The organism is Microvirga ossetica, assembly GCF_002741015.1.
GTDB lineage: Bacteria > Pseudomonadota > Alphaproteobacteria > Rhizobiales > Beijerinckiaceae > Microvirga > Microvirga ossetica.
The window spans coordinates 88,441-102,500 of record NZ_CP016616.1; the positions used below are offsets into that span (position 1 = coordinate 88,441).

The window sequence follows — 14,060 nt, forward strand, 5'->3', positions numbered from 1 at the left end:
TCAGCTCGGTTGAAAGGATGAAAAAGCGACGCCGCCCGCGCCGCCGAGATAGGCGCGGCGCACGGCCGGATCGTCGCGAAGATCGGAGGCACGGCCCTCGCCGACGATCCGCCCGGTCTCGATGAGATAGCCCCGGTCGGCGATGGCAAGGCTCTGGCGCGCGTTCTGCTCGACAAGAAGCACGCTCACGCCGCTCTCCCTGATTCGGGCCAGCGCCGCGAACAGCTCCTTGCACATGAGTGGCGACAGGCCGAGGGAGGGTTCGTCGAGCAGCAGTACGTCCGGTTTGGACATCAGTGCCCGGCCGATCGCCACCATCTGCTGCTCGCCGCCGCTCATGGTCCGCGCGGTCTGACCGAGACGTTCTGCCAGGCGGGGGAACAGGGTGAGCACCCGCTCCAGGATCTCCCGCTCGCTCGCCCGGGAGCGTTCGGGATAGGCGCCGAGACGCAGGTTTTCGCGCACGGTGAGATCGCCGAAGATGCCGCGGCCCTCGGGAACGAGCGCCAGGCCCGCCTCGACGATCCGATGCGGCGGCAGGGCGGAGAGGTCACGGCCGGACAAGACGATCCGTTTGCCCGGCAAGGCGGGCACGATCCCGGCTATCGCCTTCAGGAGCGAGGACTTGCCGGCCCCGTTGGCGCCCAGGATCACGACGATCTCGGATTGTCCGATTTGCAGTTCGACCTGCTCGAGGGCGCGATGGAGTCCATAAGCGACGGTGAGATTCGAAACCTCAAGCATCGGGGTCTCCCAGATAGGCCCGGACGACCTCGGGATCGGCGAGAACGGCGGCGGGCGGACCGGCCGCGATTACGGTTCCGGCGCTCACCACCACGCAGCGGTCGCAGAGGGAGCGGATGGCATCCATGACATGCTCCACCAGAATGATCGCCAGACCCTCCTCACGCAGCGAATGGATGAGGGCGATACCCTCCTGCAACTCGGAAGGGTTGAGGCCAGCCAGCCATTCGTCGAGCAGCAGCAGCTTCGGCGCGAGCGCCAGGGCGCGAGCCATCTCGAGGCGCTTCTGATCGATATAGGTCAATTGCGACGCAGAGTGATCCACCTTGCTGCCCAATCCGACCCGGCGGAGCAGCCGAAGCGCCTCTTCCGTCGCCGGCTCGCCCCAGAGCGGGTTCAGCCGGAAGGCCAGCCCGGCCTTCACGTTCTCCACGCAATCGAGCGAGGGCAGCACGCGCACGAGCTGGAATGTCCGGGCGAGACCGAGCCGGGCGATCTTGTGGGCCGGCAGCCCGTCGATGGACTTCCCCGCCAGCCGGATGGCGCCGGCATCCGACTTCAGGGCGCCCGAGAGGAGATTGAGCGCCGTCGTCTTGCCCGAACCGTTCGGTCCGATCAGGCCGACGATCTCGGATTTGCCGACCGTCATCGTCAGTCCGTTTACGGCCACGAGGCCGCCGAACCGGCGGGTAAGGCCTTCGACCTCGAGGAGAGGTCCGGTCATGCGGGCCTCCGGGTCTGCAGCAGGAGCGGCTTCAGCTTCGTGCGCTCGAAGAGCCCGGCGATGCCGTTGGGCACGCCGTAGACGATCAGCATGAAGACGAGGCCGAGGAGGATGCTGAAATAGTTCGGGAAGTTGGCGCCCAGCACCTCGAAGAGGATCGTCAGCGGGATCACCCCGAGAAGCGGTCCCCACAGGCGATGGGCGCCTCCGAGCAGCGCCATGATCAGAACCTGGAACGACAGCACCGGGTTGAATGCGATCGTCGGGTCGAGATAGGTCCACCGCGGCGCCATGATGGCGCCGGTGAGTGTCATGAAGGCGGCGCTGACCGCGAAGAGCAGGAGCTTGGCGCGGGTGGTGTCGATGCCGCAATGGCGGGCGACGGTCTCGTCGTCTCCGATCACCCGCAGGGCAAGACCCAGGCGCGAGCGCTGAATGAGCCAGCCGACCAGGAAGACGAGCACGGCCAGCGCGAACAGGTGCCAGAAGATCGATTCCTGCGTGATGTCGATGAAGACGTAGCGCCCCACGGAGCCGCTGACATTCACCTCGAACCAGGTCACGAGCTGACGGATCAGCTCGGCGAGGCCGAAGGAGAAGATCACGAAATAAACGCCCGACAGCCGCAACGTCGACAGGCCGACCAGAGTAGCGACCGCAATGCCGATGCACGCCGCGGTGACAAGGACAAGCGGCCAGGGCAGCACTTCGCCGAGCACGGCAACCGTATAGGCGCCGATGCCGAAGAAGGCGACGGTCGCCAGGGAGACGTAGCGCGTGGTGCCGGAGAAAAGCGCCCAGGCGGTGGCGAGCACCAGCTGGCTCAGGACGCCGGTGGCGACGGCGAGATGATAGCTCGACCCAAGAAAGGGAACGAGTCCGAGCACCAGCAGCACACTCGCAACGAGGATCGCCGGCGTGACGGTTGCTTTCATCGGCCTGCCCTCCCGAAAAGTCCCGTCGGGCGCACGAGGAGCACGGTCAGGAACAGCATGAAGGTCGCGGCGAGTGTGAGCCCTGGATCGACGAGCCGTGCGACGACGGTTTCGACCAGCCCGAGCAGCAGGCCCGCGACCAGAGCGCCGAGAAGGTTTCCGACGCCGCCCATGATCACGACGATCAGGGCCTTCATGGTGAAGACGACGCCCATGGCCGCGTTGAAGGTCAGGAACATGCTGACCAGCACGCCGCCTGCCGCGCACATCGCCCCGCCTAGCGCGAAGGCGAGGCCTGCGACCTTGCGCACGTCGATGGCGGCGAGGCTTGCGGCGGTGGGGTCGACGGCGACGGCGCGGATCGCCGTTCCCGTCCGGGTGCGCATGAGCAATGTATAGAGGATGAGACTCAAGGCGACCGCGAAGCCGAAGGCGATCAGCCGGTTCACGGCAATCGTCGACCCGGCGATGGTGATCGGGACCGAGAGATACGAATAGCTGTAGTACTGCCCGCCGAACAGGACGAAGGCGATACCCTGAACCACGAAGAGCAGGCCGAAGGTCGCCAGGATCGAGTCGACCTCGAGGGCATCCCTCGTCTTCGCCCGCCGGACGAGCGGCACCAACAGCACCCGATAGATGAGCCAGCTTGCCGCGAAGCCGGCCGGCAGCACCAGAACCATTCCGACGAGCGGACTGAGCGCGAAGGTGGTGAAGAGCAGGTAGGAGGCGAAGGCGGCGGCGATGAGAACCTCGCCATAGGCGAGGTTCATGATCCGCGCGACGCCGTATTGGAGCGTGAGGCCCATGGCGACGAGGGCATACATGCCGCCGAGGATCAGGCCGCCGAGAATGATGTCGACGATCAGCATGACGATCTCAAAGGACAGCGGTTACGGCTTCCAGGCAGGCTTGGGGGCGATGACCGGGCGGGCGCCCTCCTTGGTGACCGGCGCGACGCCGTAGAACTCGCCGTTCTGCCACTGGCCGACGCCCCACACGTCCTTCAGCAGGCCGCCTTCGAGCTTCACCTTGCCGATGACGGTGTCGAAGGTGCCGGTCTGCAGTTCCTTGATCACCGCGTCGCGATCGATCTTGCCGACCTTCTCGATCGCCTGCTGCAGGGCCTGCAGGCTGGCATAGGTGATCGGGCTCGCCCAGCGGTCGGGCTCGCGGCCGACGGCTTCCGTATGGCGCTTGAAATAATCCTTGAGCGCCGGCGAATCCGCATTCCATCCGCCGATGCCCATCACGCCGTTGGCATTCTCGCCGAAGCGCTGCTTATAGACCGGGAAGGCCGTGCCGACGCCGACGAAGAACACCTTCGGATTGAAGTTGAGTACCTTCGCGGTATCCGTCACGCCGAGGGTGTCCGGCGGGTAGCTGAAGGCGATGAAGGTATCGGGATTGGCCGCCATCGCGTCCTTGAGGAGCGGCTGCACATCCTGGGTGCCGGCCGGATAGGACTTGTCGTAGACGAGGTTGAAGCCGGCCTTCTTGAGCGCGTTGCGGGCCGCCGTCGACAGCTCGATGCCGAACTGGTCCGAGACGCCGATCATGGCGACATCGGCACCGATCTTGCCCTCGCCCTTCATCTTGGTCAGCACATCCACGAACGAGGTGGAGATGTCGGACGGCAGACCGAGCCAGAACGAGGCATTGGACCACCTCTTGGCCAGCTCCGGCGCCCGGTCGGTATTGGTCGTGACTGCGAGGTGCGGATAGCCGAGGCGGTTCATGATCGGCGCGACGGCGAGGTTGAGCCCGGTACCCCAGGGTGAGAGGATGAAGTCGACCTTGTCCTGGGTGGCGAGGCGCTCCACGGCCTTGACCGCCTCCTCCGAGTTGCTGCGGTCGTCGTACTCGACGATCTCGACCGGAACCCGCTTGCCGGAGAGCATGATCCCGCCGGCGGCATTCACTTCCTTCACCCAGAGCTGGTAGTTCGGCAGCGTGGTGATGCTGGCACCGCCCGTATTCGGGCCGGTCTTCGAGATCGCGTATCCGATCTTGATGGAGTTCTGGGCCTGGGCCGAAGCCCCGGCAACAAGGCAGCTCGCAGCGGCGAGCAGGGCAACGGCATGACGCCGTGTCACGTAACCGGTCATGGTTTCCTCCAGGGGATATTTTGTTGAGGCTCTCGTTTCGGACTCGGCCCTTGACGAGCCTGAGCTTACGCTTCCTCTCGGGCATGCAAATTGGACAATATTGGCGAAAGATTGTACGTATCCGGCATGACCGCCAGGCCCAGCCTTCGACCGCGCCCCACCAAGGCACAGACCGTCCGGGCCGAGGCGATTTGGGTTGCGCCCACCGCTGTCCTGCACGCCGAGACCATTGCGCCTTCGCTGTCGGAGCGCGAGTGGGTGCTTCCGGGAGACGGCGGCGAACCGCGGGCTCACGCATTCCTCATCCTGTCCCGCGGCGGCATTCTTCGGGGATCCGAAGTAGAGACGGAGCTGCCCTCACCCTTCCTTCTGTGGCTCCCGAGCCATGGCGGGAAGACGGTCCGCATCGATGCCGGTGCTCGGGGCTACATGCTCTCGGTGGATGACGACTTCCTGACCAGGACCGTCAGCAGCGCCCCCGAAGGTTCGCTCCTGCGTCCTGTCCTAAACCGGCTCATTCTCCTGCCGTCCCAGCGCCTGCAGGAGCGTGCCGACGAAATCGCCCACTCTTTTCGGGCCCTGGCCCGGGAGGTGCGAAGCCCGGATCGCGTCTCCATGGCCATTCTCGGCGCGCATCTGACGGTGATCGGCCTGCATATCTGGCGGCTGGCGCAGGGCGATTCACCGGCGGAGGCCGGCCTGCGGGGTACGGGGCATCACGTCCTGCAGCAGTTCCGGCAACTCGTCGAGCTCCGGTATCGCGAGCATTGGAGCGTCGGGCGCTATGCGGCGACCCTCGGGGTGACGGAGGACCGGCTCCATGCGGTCTGCGTGCGCAATGCCGGCCATCCGCCGCGCGCGCTCGTCTGCGACCGCGTGATCCAGGACGCCTGCATGCGCCTCCAGCAGATGGACGTGCCCATCGAGCAGATCGCGTTCGGCCTCGGCTTCAAGGATCCGGGATACTTCAACCGGTTCTTCAAGAAGCATGTCGGCATACCGCCGGGCGTCTATCGTCGCCGCGTCAAGGCGCAGCGCGCCGGCAGCACCGGCTCCTATGCCGCGTGGCCGTAAATGGCAGGTAGAAACATCGCCTTCTGGTATTTCCTGCCAGAGATCTATCATCCTTGATTTAGGTCAAGGCCCGTTGCCGGACTTGCATGCAAGGTCCCGGTATGACCCCGGAACTCATCGCTCGCTACGACCAGCGCGTCCCGCGCTATACCAGCTAACCGACCGCTCCCCATTTCAGGCCCGAGATCACAGCGGAGACCTACGAATCCTGGCTCGGGGAACTGGCGCAAGACAAGCCGTTGTCGCTCTATCTGCACGTCCCTTTCTGTGCGGAGCTCTGCCTCTATTGCGGCTGCAACACCGCCGTCACGCGCAGCTACAAGGCCGTGGCTTCCTACGTGGAGTGCCTGGAACGTGAGATCAGTCTCGTTGCACAAAACCTGCCCGGTCGTATGGCCGTTTCCCACATTCATTGGGGCGGGGGTACCCCGACCATTCTCTCACCGGACGACCTCCGGCGGATCTCATGGCATCTCGGTGCAGCCTTTGCGATTCTTCCCGACGCAGAGATTGCGGTCGAGATCGATCCGCGGACGATTACCCCGGAGCATGTGAAAGCGCTTGCCGCCTCCGGCCTCAACCTCCTCTCTCCTGACAGCTCTCAGCGTGAAGCGGAAGACCGTTCCCTTGCCCCGGTCCGACTCGGCCCAGATCTTTCCGCCATGAGCCTCGACGATCGTCCGGCAGATCGACAGGCCCACCCCCATGCCATGCTTCTTCGTGGTTACGAAGGGCTGAAAAAGCTGAACCGCCACTTCGGCGGCAAGTCCCGGCCCCGTATCCTCGACACTCAACTCGACATGGGCGTCGTCGACGAGCCGCGTGGCTACCTTGAGCTCCCGGCGGGATGTTTCCTGCATGGCCTCGATGGCATTGCGGATGAGGTTCAGCAGAACCTGCTGGATCTGGATCCGGTCGGCAAGCACGAACGGCGCATCTGGGTCGAAATCGAAAGCAACCCGGACGCCCTGCTCCTTGGCTCCCACGAGAGAAAGGGCGCTCGCCTCCTCGACCAGCTTCGGCAGGTTTTCGATATGGCGCTCGCTCTCCCCGCGGGCCACGAACTCGCGCAGGTGGCGGATCACCTGCCCTGCCCGCAGTGCCTGCTCACCCGCTTCGTTGACCGCGTCCCGGAGCATGGGCACCGCCTCCCCCTCCATCCGCTCCAGGATCCGGCGGCAGCCCTTGAGATAGTTCGTGATCGCCGTCAGGGGCTGGTTGATTTCGTGGGCGAGTGTCGAAGCCATCTCGCCGAGTGCAGTAAACCGCGACATGTGGACGAGTTCGGACTGCAGCTCCTGCGATTGTGCAACGACAATTTTTGTGTCCGGGTAGCGCCATCTACGATGTCTGGCGTTTTCGCGCGGGCTTGGGCTGGTGCAGGCGCCGCCGGACATTGGGCTTCAGGGCGTTCCTGACGTCCTTGTCCGTGAGCGCCAGGTCGAACCATTCCGGATCGAAGTGGCCGCCGCACCAGACCCGGGTCTCGGTGTGCTCGCGATCATCCGGATCGGCCATGATGGCGAGAAAGCGCTCATAGCCACTGACGCCGCCAACGTCTTCTGGCGGCCTGGCACGGGCTCCCGCAATAGAGGTCCCAAAGCGAGGGGGCGTATCGAGGGCCAGCAGCTTCTCGATCTCCACGGTGTGCAGCCAGCTGTCTCCAAAGTCATAGAGATAGGTAAAGCATGTGCCCGGCTCCCGGTCGAAGTCGCGCAACCGCACCTCACGCTCGTCGAACACTCGCGGGTCATCCTCGAAAGCCCCGTCCTCGAGCAGTTCCGGATCGCCATAGCGCAGGCCACCAATGTGGAACTCGTGCAGGTGGGAGTCCCACCAGTTGAACGCGGCCTGGATCGCAAGGTGCAACTGTCCCAAGTGCCACGTCCACGGCACCACCAGCCGCCGCCACACGCGCGGGTCGATCTCGGCCAGCGTGATCTTGATGTGGAGGGCGTTGGGATCTTTCCAGGACATGCCCCAGTGGACCTGTCACCGTGGGCGGCGTCAACTATCTGACCGCGTCCAACGACAATTAGACAGCGGCGCTCTTGGCCTGCGTCGCGGTCCGGCGTCGGTAGCTCTCGGTGTTGAGTTCCAGAATGGTGGCGTGGTGAACCAAACGGTCGATGGCCGCGACCGTCATGGCGGGATCTGGGAAGATCTGATTCCAGGTGCTGAAGGGCTGATTGCAGGTTGTGATCAGAGAGCGTCGTTCATAGCGCTCGGCAATCAACTCGAACAGGACGCTCGTTTCCGCCTGATCTTTGCGCACGTAGCCGAGGTCATCGAGGATCAGGCAATCGAAGCGGTCGAGTTTGGCCAGGGTCGCCGGCAGGTTCAGATCGCGCCGGGCGGCTTGCAGCTTCTGGACCAGGTCGGTGGTACGCGTGAACAACACCCGCTGGCCGGCCTCGATCAGAGCCGTGCCAATGGCCGCGGCGAGGTGCGTCTTGCCGGTCCCAGAGGGGCCGAACAGCAGAATGTTGGCGCCCTGGTCGAGCCAGGCATCCCCGTCTGCCAGCGCCAGGACCTGCGCCTTGCGCGGGCTCGGCACCGCGGAGAAGTCAAAGGTCGCAAAGGTCTTGCCAGGGGGCAGATCGGCCTCGGCGATATGGCGGGCAATCCGTCGACTGTGCCGCTCATGGATCTCGTGCTCGCACAGGGCAGCCAGGAAGCGAGCCGATCCCCAGCCCTCTGCATCGGCCCGGGCGCCGATCTCCTGCCAGAGCCGCGAGATGGTTGGCAGACGCAAGGTGGTGAGCAGAACCGGCAACTTCGCCGTGTCGACAGGCGGCGCGGCGGATGAGGATCGGGTCATGGCGCGGCCCCTTCTGAAGCGGCGATGGGATCGACAGGGATCAGGCTGTCGTAGACGCTCGGATCCGGCGCCCTCACATGAACAACTGGCGCCTGGACGTTCAACGGCCCGGCCACGATAGTTCGGGCCTGGTCGAGATCCGGGAGCCCGCCGCCGGCGAGAACGCTCGCGAGATGATCGGCCAGTTGGGCCTCGCAGGCGTGCGTAGCAGCCAGATGCAGCAGGCCGACATAGACCCGGCACGCCTGTCTTGGATCAAGCCTGGCATCAAGAACCTCCCAGGCTTGTCGGAAGGCGGTCTGCGGGAACAGATCCTCCTGGAACACCGAGTGCCGGAAGGCCTGCGGCTTCTTCACGAGAGCATGGACCAGATGCCGGTAATCGACGACGCGGACACCGGGACCACCACGTTTGAAGTAGCGGCGTGGGACAGCCAGCACCGGGGTTAGGCCGAGATGGCAGACAAGACGATCATCGAAGATATGCACCTTGAGCCGACAGCCGACGAGGCGCGAGGGCACGGTGTAGAGGACATTGCGCACCGAGATCGTGCCGGAGCGTGTGACGGTGACCGTCGCCACCGAGTAATCACTGGTGCGAAAGCGCGGCAGAGGAGCCAGCGCCTTGCGCTCGATGGCAAGCGCCGCCTGCACGGCTGCGTTCTTGCGCATGGCGTAGTCCTGCAGAAAGGCCTGATAAGCCTCCAGATCGGAAAAATCTTTCGAGCCGCGCAATTCGAGAGCTTCGCGTAATCCGAGCTTGAGATGGCCATGGGCGGCTTCGACCGATCCGTTCTCGTGGGCGATGCCGGCATTGTTGCGGGTCGGCTGCAGACCGTAATGGTTGCAGAAGGCGGCATAGGCCTTGGCCTCGTCCTCACGATCAGCGAGGTTGCGATAGGCGGCCGAGAGCCGGTCGGTGCGATGCTCGTGCGGGACGCCGCCGAGCTGCCAGAGCGCCTCCTGCAGGCCTTCGGTGAGAGCCGTGAAGCTCTCTCCGCCGCAGATGGCTTTGATGAAGCGCCAGCCGGAATAAGCGAGCCAGAAATGGTAGAGCAGATGCGGGAAGGGCTGGCCGGCGATAGTCACGTCGAGCTTGGCACCATTGGTGAAGTCCGAGAGAGCCTGCCGGCCGGGCGGATGCTCCTGTCGGAAGATCAGCTCGCGCTCCGATCCCTCGGTCGCCCGCCAATGGGCCACCCGCCGCTGCAGCGAGCGCAGACGGCCGTCGCCATAGTGCCCCGGATGCAACCGCTGCAACTCTTCGAGCAAAGTAGTGGCCCGGATCTGGGGTGCGGCCTCGAGCATCGGCACGAGTTCGTCGAGCCAGACCTCGGCGAAGGGATCCGGGCGCGTCCGGTAGCGACGCGCCTCGCGCTGGCTGGGAAGAACCGAGTCGGCTTCGATGCGCCGGCCGGTGCGTTCACTGAACCCGGCCCGCGCTGACGCGGCGGCCTGGGAATATCCGTCCTTGCGTGAACTCATGTAGCGCCTGACTTGGCGGTCGGTGACGTGAATGCCCGGCATCAGCCTTCTCCCGCAATCGCGGGAAAGATTGATGCATCTCACACCAAACCGGCCATCTCTGTCGTCATCAGGCGGCCATCATAGTTGTCGTCGTTCATGCGAGCGTGTCTCGGTCTGCTGCCGCTCCGTCAGGTACCGGATGAAGCCGGTGAAGTAGCGGATGCCTCCCGAGCGCATCTCGCCCACGGCTAGCTCCATGGGAAAGGTCGACCCGTCCTTACGCAGTCCGACAACCACGCGCCCGATCCCGATGATCCGCCGCTCGCCCGTATGGCCGTAGCGCTGCATGTAGGAATCATGTTGCTCGCGATAGGGCGACGGCATGAGGAGCTTGACGTTCTCGCCGATGACCTCATCCGGCATGTAGCCGAAGATCCGCACGGCGGTGGCGCTGAACGATTGGATCCGCGCTTCCTCGTCGATCACCACCATGGCATCGGGCACCTTCTCCAGGATGGATCGCAGATGGGCTTTGCGGGTCCTCAAGGCTTCCTCGGCGCTGATCCACTCGCTAATGTCGCGGGTGATCATGGCAAAGCCGCCCTCGCCGAGGTCGGGGCTGGCAATGGGAGCGATCGTCACTCTCGCCATGAATGCCGAGCCGTCCTTGCGAATGCGAAACCCTTGCGTCTCGTGGCGTCCGTTGTCGCGTGCCGACTAGAGATCCCGGTCGAAGCCGCGCGTGTCATTGCCGTCCTGCAGATACAGGATGGCTGCCGAACGCCCGAGCGCGTCGCCTGCGCTCCACCCGAAGATTTCCTCGGCGCCCCTGTTCCAACTCGCGATGTTGCCCTGCGCATCGAGCACGAGAAGCGCCGTATCCGTCATCGCATTGATGAGAAGTTCTGCAGCCATGCCTGGAGAGCGGGGCCGATCTGTATCGAAACCTGTTTCTGTCACGTGTCCCACTCGATGTGACACCCAGCATAGCAGCCTCCGTCCGGGTTCCAACATCTCCAAGCTAAACCTGTCGGCGTGCTCCGCGCCGCATGCAACCCAATCTCCTGCAGCGGCATCGGAAGAAACGCTGTTTCTTCGAGTCCCAGAATGCGGCGCCGCCTTTTTCAGCGTTAATTGCTGATCACGCTCAATTCTCTCTTGCCAAATTTTTTCTGATCTTTATATCGGCGCGACCCTGGTCCTGGTTTAGACCGGGGTGGATTTTCCGACAGGTCGGGGGTTTCAAGCGATCCGGGTCTTTGGCTCCGGGGGCTTGGTCCGGTTTGTGTCGGGCTTAAGCCGGGTCTCAGGGTCCGGCTTTGCCATGAGCGGTTTGCCGGTTCGACGGGGTCGAACGGTGGCGCGCTCCTCTGGCGCTCTTTCATCGGCAGCGGCTGCCAGGTCTTTCGGGCCTGGCGGCAAGATCAACGCAAGAACAGCGATGTTTTTGCGAACGGGATGACTTTGCCTCGACTTGCTCGATGCGAAGATCGACTTCGGGACAGCTTCAAAAAACTGTCTTGAACCCGGTTGACAGCGGCCGGATGAGGGCCTAGATCAGGGCCATCGGCGGCGCGGTTCTGATGAGCTTGTGCCGAGGGGCTTTGGGGATCGGGCGGCTTGCGAGGGCGGCCTGGTTGTCTTGAGGTTCCGTTTGCGTCCCTTGAGGGGGATGTGACATTTGCTCTTTGACATTGTTGAGAGGGGAAGAGAAGCGTAGGCGGCGGTGTCCTTGCGGATCGTTCGATGAACGATCGTTAAGAATATCGACCATGTCTATGCTTTGGTGAGTACACCGTTTCCGGGGAAACCTGGAGATTGGGTGCACTCTGTCAATTTGCGTAGAGATTTAGTCGAGATCAAATTCTTCAACTTGAGAGTTTGATCCTGGCTCAGAACGAACGCTGGCGGCAGGCTTAACACATGCAAGTCGAACGCATCCTTCGGGGTGAGTGGCAGACGGGTGAGTAACGCGTGGGAACGTGCCCTTCAGTTCGGGATAACCCAGGGAAACTTGGGCTAATACCGGATACGTGCGAGAGCAGAAAGATTGATCGCTGAAGGATCGGCCCGCGTCTGATTAGCTAGTTGGTGGGGTAATGGCCCACCAAGGCGACGATCAGTAGCTGGTCTGAGAGGATGATCAGCCACATTGGGACTGAGACACGGCCCAAACTCCTACGGGAGGCAGCAGTGGGGAATATTGGACAATGGGCGCAAGCCTGATCCAGCCATGCCGCGTGAGTGATGAAGGCCTTAGGGTTGTAAAGCTCTTTCGTCCGGGACGATAATGACGGTACCGGAAGAAGAAGCCCCGGCTAACTTCGTGCCAGCAGCCGCGGTAATACGAAGGGGGCTAGCGTTGTTCGGAATCACTGGGCGTAAAGGGCGCGTAGGCGGCTTTATAAGTCGGGGGTGAAAGCCTGTGGCTCAACCACAGAATTGCCTTCGATACTGTAGAGCTTGAGACCGGAAGAGGTAAGTGGAACTGCGAGTGTAGAGGTGAAATTCGTAGATATTCGCAAGAACACCAGTGGCGAAGGCGGCTTACTGGTCCGGTTCTGACGCTGAGGCGCGAAAGCGTGGGGAGCAAACAGGATTAGATACCCTGGTAGTCCACGCCGTAAACGATGAATGCCAGCCGTTGGCGAGCTTGCTCGTCAGTGGCGCAGCTAACGCTTTAAGCATTCCGCCTGGGGAGTACGGTCGCAAGATTAAAACTCAAAGGAATTGACGGGGGCCCGCACAAGCGGTGGAGCATGTGGTTTAATTCGAAGCAACGCGCAGAACCTTACCAGCCTTTGACATGTCCCGTATGGGTGCCGGAGACGGCATCCTTCAGTTCGGCTGGCGGGAACACAGGTGCTGCATGGCTGTCGTCAGCTCGTGTCGTGAGATGTTGGGTTAAGTCCCGCAACGAGCGCAACCCTCGCCCCTAGTTGCCATCATTTGGTTGGGCACTCTAGGGGGACTGCCGGTGATAAGCCGAGAGGAAGGTGGGGATGACGTCAAGTCCTCATGGCCCTTACGGGCTGGGCTACACACGTGCTACAATGGCGGTGACAAAGGGCAGCGAACCCGCGAGGGGGAGCTAATCCTAAAAAGCCGTCTCAGTTCGGATTGCACTCTGCAACTCGAGTGCATGAAGGCGGAATCGCTAGTAATCGTGGATCAGAACGCCACGGTGAATACGTTCCCGGGCCTTGTACACACCGCCCGTCACACCATGGGAGTTGGTCTTACCCGACGGCGCTGCGCCAACCGCAAGGGGGCAGGCGACCACGGTAGGGTCAGCGACTGGGGTGAAGTCGTAACAAGGTAGCCGTAGGGGAACCTGCGGCTGGATCACCTCCTTTCTAAGGATGTTCTCTTACGAAGCGGCGTCATGCCGGTTCTATCGGAACTCTTTTGAACACAAGGGATCAGTCAGATCCCACTATGCGGGACGCTGCCGTCTTCGTTTCTCTTCTCTCACATCCAAACATCGGTTGGTCTGGGATGGTCCCGTCAGGGATTGTTCGTCATGGCCGACTGGGCCTGTAGCTCAGGTGGTTAGAGCGCACCCCTGATAAGGGTGAGGTCGGACGTTCGAGTCGTCCCAGGCCCACCATTATCGTGCTGCTCGTTTGAGCAAGGGGCCTTAGCTCAGCTGGGAGAGCGGTAGCTTTGCAAGCTTCAGGTCGTCGGTTCGATCCCGACAGGCTCCACCACGATGCCTGATGTTTGGTGTGTCCATGGACCATGATCCGTCATGGTCGTGGATCATGTCATGAGGTTCGTGCCCTGCCCTTCTCGGGTTTGGCGGCGCGGATGTTTGAAATCGTAAAGAGGCAGCATATTCGGCAAGCGGGACACCTAGTTCCCGCGAACCAGCGACGGCCCGCAGCCGTTGTGCCGGATATGCTTGGCAAGCAAAACATGTCTTTTGGAGAAATCCGAAAGACAGGTCTTTCTTTGACGATTTGTGTGCGCTGCCGAGCGGACATGGATCGTGAGAGTAATCAAGTGTCGTAAGAGCATCTGGTGGATGCCTTGGCGCTGAGAGGCGATGAAGGACGTGGTACGCTGCGATAAGCCTTGGGGAGCTGCGAACGAGCTTTGATCCAAGGATCTCCGAATGGGGAAACCCCCCTTCGACCCTTTGTCTTGTGACGTCATCAGCGATGGTGGGGTTGCAAGACGGAGGGT

Annotated in this window: 10 protein-coding genes, 2 tRNA genes, 2 rRNA genes and 3 pseudogenes (1 of these 17 running past the window's edge); 6 read left to right on the forward strand and 11 right to left on the reverse strand. The window is 62.8% G+C overall.

All coding sequences use genetic code 11. The annotated features are described in order from the left end of the window. From BB934_RS00380 to BB934_RS00400, 5 genes are read right to left on the reverse strand one after another with little or no spacing between them, the layout of a single operon-like run. A complete protein-coding gene (locus BB934_RS00380; RefSeq protein WP_099507841.1) occupies window positions 1-744 on the reverse strand; it encodes an ABC transporter ATP-binding protein in 744 nt (247 codons plus the stop codon). Next, on the reverse strand, window positions 737-1,468 hold the full coding sequence (locus BB934_RS00385) for an ABC transporter ATP-binding protein (RefSeq protein ID WP_099507843.1): 732 nt from the start codon (window positions 1,466-1,468) through the stop codon (window positions 737-739). The genes BB934_RS00380 and BB934_RS00385 overlap by 8 nt, the downstream gene beginning before the upstream one ends. Further along, the gene (locus tag BB934_RS00390; RefSeq protein ID WP_099507845.1) at window positions 1,465-2,403 is read right to left on the reverse strand and encodes a branched-chain amino acid ABC transporter permease; all 939 of its coding nucleotides are present in this window, start codon (window positions 2,401-2,403) and stop codon (window positions 1,465-1,467) included. The genes BB934_RS00385 and BB934_RS00390 overlap by 4 nt, the downstream gene beginning before the upstream one ends. Beyond that, window positions 2,400-3,275: a branched-chain amino acid ABC transporter permease gene (locus tag BB934_RS00395; RefSeq protein ID WP_099507847.1), complete on the reverse strand. Its 876-nt coding sequence runs from the start codon at window positions 3,273-3,275 to the stop codon at window positions 2,400-2,402. Before BB934_RS00395 ends, BB934_RS00390 begins: the two co-directional genes overlap by 4 nt. A gap of 21 nt (window positions 3,276-3,296) precedes the next feature. Beyond that, window positions 3,297-4,511, reverse strand: a complete 1,215-nt coding sequence (locus tag BB934_RS00400) for an amino acid ABC transporter substrate-binding protein (protein WP_099507849.1) — start codon at window positions 4,509-4,511, stop codon at window positions 3,297-3,299. Between the two features lie 126 nt (window positions 4,512-4,637). On the opposite strand from BB934_RS00400, the gene BB934_RS00405 reads away from it, so the two are divergent. Together BB934_RS00405 and BB934_RS50795 are read left to right on the forward strand one after the other, a co-directional pair. Further along, window positions 4,638-5,585 (forward strand): helix-turn-helix domain-containing protein, encoded by a 948-nt coding sequence (locus BB934_RS00405; protein WP_099507851.1) that lies wholly within the window; start codon window positions 4,638-4,640, stop codon window positions 5,583-5,585. Between the two features lie 239 nt (window positions 5,586-5,824). Further along, a pseudogene (locus BB934_RS50795) lies at window positions 5,825-6,115 on the forward strand (coproporphyrinogen III oxidase); the annotation flags it as partial. 48 nt (window positions 6,116-6,163) lie between these two features. Here the strand turns inward: BB934_RS50795 and BB934_RS00415 are convergent. From BB934_RS00415 to BB934_RS48895, 6 genes and pseudogenes are all read right to left on the reverse strand, one after another. Then, window positions 6,164-6,886: pseudogene (locus BB934_RS00415) on the reverse strand (sensor histidine kinase); the annotation flags it as partial. Between the two features lie 40 nt (window positions 6,887-6,926). Next, on the reverse strand, window positions 6,927-7,562 hold the full coding sequence (locus BB934_RS00420; protein ID WP_099507855.1) for a plasmid pRiA4b ORF-3 family protein: 636 nt from the start codon (window positions 7,560-7,562) through the stop codon (window positions 6,927-6,929). A gap of 58 nt (window positions 7,563-7,620) precedes the next feature. Next, window positions 7,621-8,406 carry an IS21-like element helper ATPase IstB gene (istB, locus tag BB934_RS00425; RefSeq protein WP_099507856.1) on the reverse strand — a complete coding sequence of 262 codons (786 nt, stop codon included), beginning with the start codon at window positions 8,404-8,406 and terminating at the stop codon, window positions 7,621-7,623. After that, a complete protein-coding gene (gene istA, locus BB934_RS00430) occupies window positions 8,403-9,932 on the reverse strand; it encodes an IS21 family transposase (protein ID WP_099507858.1) in 1,530 nt (509 codons plus the stop codon). Before istA ends, istB begins: the two co-directional genes overlap by 4 nt. 78 nt (window positions 9,933-10,010) lie before the next feature. Continuing rightward, window positions 10,011-10,463, reverse strand: a complete 453-nt coding sequence (locus BB934_RS48890; RefSeq protein WP_335645633.1) for a PAS domain S-box protein — start codon at window positions 10,461-10,463, stop codon at window positions 10,011-10,013. Between the two features lie 12 nt (window positions 10,464-10,475). Beyond that, window positions 10,476-10,886, reverse strand: a pseudogene (locus BB934_RS48895) (PAS domain S-box protein); the annotation flags it as partial. Window positions 10,887-11,741: 855 nt separating this feature from the next. Here BB934_RS48895 and BB934_RS00440 point away from each other — a divergent pair. The 4 genes from BB934_RS00440 to BB934_RS00455 all read left to right on the forward strand — a co-directional run. Beyond that, window positions 11,742-13,228 (forward strand): 16S ribosomal RNA (locus tag BB934_RS00440). A 177-nt stretch (window positions 13,229-13,405) separates the two neighbouring features. Further along, window positions 13,406-13,482: transfer RNA gene (locus BB934_RS00445), tRNA-Ile, on the forward strand. Between the two features lie 24 nt (window positions 13,483-13,506). Next, window positions 13,507-13,582, forward strand: a tRNA-Ala gene (locus BB934_RS00450). A 289-nt stretch (window positions 13,583-13,871) separates the two neighbouring features. After that, window positions 13,872-14,060: ribosomal RNA gene (locus tag BB934_RS00455) — 23S ribosomal RNA — on the forward strand; it runs 2,620 nt beyond the window's last position. Together the 16S and 23S rRNA genes with 2 tRNA genes alongside form the textbook arrangement of a ribosomal RNA operon.

Bases quoted from the DNA above. Each gene is read 5' to 3' on its own strand.
- BB934_RS00420 (WP_099507855.1), bottom strand. From the start codon at position 7,562: ATGTCCTGGAAAGATCCCAACGCCCTCCACATCAAGATCACGCTGGCC.
- BB934_RS00380 (WP_099507841.1), bottom strand. From the start codon at position 744: ATGCTTGAGGTTTCGAATCTCACCGTCGCTTATGGACTCCATCGCGCC.
- BB934_RS00400 (WP_099507849.1), bottom strand. From the start codon at position 4,511: ATGACCGGTTACGTGACACGGCGTCATGCCGTTGCCCTGCTCGCCGCT.
- BB934_RS00395 (WP_099507847.1), bottom strand. From the start codon at position 3,275: ATGCTGATCGTCGACATCATTCTCGGCGGCCTGATCCTCGGCGGCATG.
- BB934_RS00385 (WP_099507843.1), bottom strand. From the start codon at position 1,468: ATGACCGGACCTCTCCTCGAGGTCGAAGGCCTTACCCGCCGGTTCGGC.
- istB (WP_099507856.1), bottom strand. From the start codon at position 8,406: ATGACCCGATCCTCATCCGCCGCGCCGCCTGTCGACACGGCGAAGTTG.
- istA (WP_099507858.1), bottom strand. From the start codon at position 9,932: ATGCCGGGCATTCACGTCACCGACCGCCAAGTCAGGCGCTACATGAGT.
- BB934_RS48890 (WP_335645633.1), bottom strand. From the start codon at position 10,463: ATGATCACCCGCGACATTAGCGAGTGGATCAGCGCCGAGGAAGCCTTG.
- BB934_RS00390 (WP_099507845.1), bottom strand. From the start codon at position 2,403: ATGAAAGCAACCGTCACGCCGGCGATCCTCGTTGCGAGTGTGCTGCTG.
- BB934_RS00405 (WP_099507851.1), top strand. From the start codon at position 4,638: ATGACCGCCAGGCCCAGCCTTCGACCGCGCCCCACCAAGGCACAGACC.